The organism is Roseovarius autotrophicus (assembly GCF_018069895.1).
In the GTDB taxonomy this organism is placed as follows: Bacteria; Pseudomonadota; Alphaproteobacteria; order Rhodobacterales; family Rhodobacteraceae; genus Roseovarius; species Roseovarius autotrophicus.
Genome location: NZ_JAGQDH010000060.1, coordinates 1 through 1,918 on the forward strand (window position 1 = coordinate 1; position 1,918 = coordinate 1,918).

Annotated in this window: 1 protein-coding gene and 1 pseudogene; both read right to left on the minus strand. The window is 54.8% G+C overall.

Annotation, left to right across the window (positions count from 1 at the left end):
- Positions 1 to 123: 123 nt before the first annotated feature.
- Positions 124 to 1,167 (minus strand): PDDEXK-like family protein, encoded by a 1,044-nt coding sequence (locus KAK09_RS18490; RefSeq protein ID WP_210880393.1) that lies wholly within the window; start codon positions 1,165 to 1,167, stop codon positions 124 to 126.
- A pseudogene (locus KAK09_RS18495) lies at positions 1,167 to 1,784 on the minus strand (type IIL restriction-modification enzyme MmeI); the annotation flags it as partial. The pseudogene KAK09_RS18495 and the gene KAK09_RS18490, both read right to left, overlap by 1 nt.
- Between the last annotated feature and the right edge of the window lie 134 nt (positions 1,785 to 1,918).

The following is a 1,918-nucleotide window of genomic DNA, read 5'->3' on the forward strand; positions in this document are numbered from 1 at the left end:
GGCAGATGTCCTGGCGCGCCTGCCCGATATCACCGTGTCACGCTTGCCTGAATTGCTCCCATGGAACTGGAACGCCGAGCAGAAAGCTGTCAAGGCCGCGTGACCGCGTCCCTCGCCGGATGCTTACGTTCGAAAAGCATGGTCTGCCAATGGTCCGACCTCGCCATATAAGCGAATTTGACCACTCGTTCCGTCGGCTCCCGACGTAAGCTGAATCCACGTGATGAGCGGGAGTCCCGCCCACCAATCTTTACAGCCATGCCAGTAATACTCGTCTCCACCAAAGGCATTGAACCAACTCACGGGGAGGAAACTGACCGCTCCAGAGTCAGCGTTTCTGTAAACAAATTTAGCACCATCAACTGTGCAAATATCTGGATATTTAACGCCTTCACCGAAAACAGCCTCAGCGGCCAAAGAAAAGTCGGTGCTCTTTCCATTTTCAACGATGAAATCGAGCACCTTTTTGTGGTCGCGGTAAATTTCGCGGGCCAGCTTTTCGAGCTTCAATCGTTCCTCATCCATGTGAACAGCCTCTCTGATGACTTGCAAATAATGCTCAATAAACGCCGCGACCTCTGCGGAAAGAGGATGTATTCGCGTCGCCAAGACTTGCTCCAAAAGTTGGCATACCGCGTCATATCGTATCGTCACATACCGATGGTCATGGGGATCTTCGTCCCAAAGCGTGAGGAAGACACCTCGCACATGGTCAAACGATCCCGCAGCGATGAATGTGGAATGCGCCACGTTCATGTAGCGGGCCAGTTGTTCCGTGTGCTGACCACTGTGAAATTTGTTTTCAATAACAAACACCCATCCATTGCGCGGACTAAGGATCATCAGGTCAATATTGCGCCACTCTGACCTGACCTCTGCATCCATCATATCACTCCGCAAGATATCCAATGCAGTTGGATCCGAAACGTCGTCACCCCCACGCACGGCCTCCGTAAGAAACGATTTTAGGAATACGTCACCAAGCCCGTGACTTTCCTGCGGGTCAAATAGCCATCGCAGGATCGCCGAGTGCCGAATTTCCATATGCGCCATTCCCATCACCTTGATAGGGTTGAAGCGGCCTAGGTGAGATTTGATCCGGTGCAGGTCTGGGTTGTTGACCAACAACGCCTCAAGCTCGTCGAGGGTCGGCAGATACTTTGTCATTATGCGGACACCTTCGTCGTCATCTTCGTGTACATCTCGAACAGTTTTTCCAGCCGTTCGGTGTCGTTGCGGAAGCGGCGGCCGATGTAGATGCGTTCCAGAACCTCGTCGCCCAGGTCATGCGCGGCGCGGAGGTTGGCGGGCATTTTTTCGGGGTCGTAGAGGTCGGCGATAGTGGCGGGGAAATGCGCCTCGCGGGCCAGAAGGATGCCTTCCGCCGCCGCTGTCAGGTCGGCGCGGTTCTTTTCGGTCAGTTTCGGGACGGGGAAAGTGTTCCAGCCGAGGGTGTTGGAATAGCGGAAATCGGTTTTCAGCTTTCCGCAAACCGTGGCGATCCAGACAAGATGTAGGCGCGACGCGATCAGCGCCATGTTCCAAAGTGGGGCGTCGTAGAGGGCGAAGGCACTGTCTGAAACGATGGAGTCCGGCGGCAAGAATCCGCACGGCAGATATTGCCGATTTTCAGACGAAACTCGGGGAACGGCTATAACGGTTTCTCCGCCTTCTTGCCTCTTCTCATCGAAGCGATGCGGGTATTTCGATCCTGCGCGGGTAGCCTCTTTAGAACTTGCAAGGCGCATTTCGCGAACAGCTTCGACGCGGCGAAAGATCGCCGGATGACTGCAGGGGAATCGCGTTTGGAACTGAGGGTTTGAGCAACTGCGCTTGCGCATGACGCGTGGATGGATTCTGGGAGGGGGGGGTCATGTCCTGGAGCCGTAACCCCGATGCAGATCTTCCTTTCCGCCTT

Excerpts from the sequence above, each read along its gene's own strand:
- KAK09_RS18490 (WP_210880393.1), bottom strand. The coding sequence starts at position 1,167 with ATGACAAAGTATCTGCCGACCCTCGACGAGCTTGAGGCGTTGTTGGTC.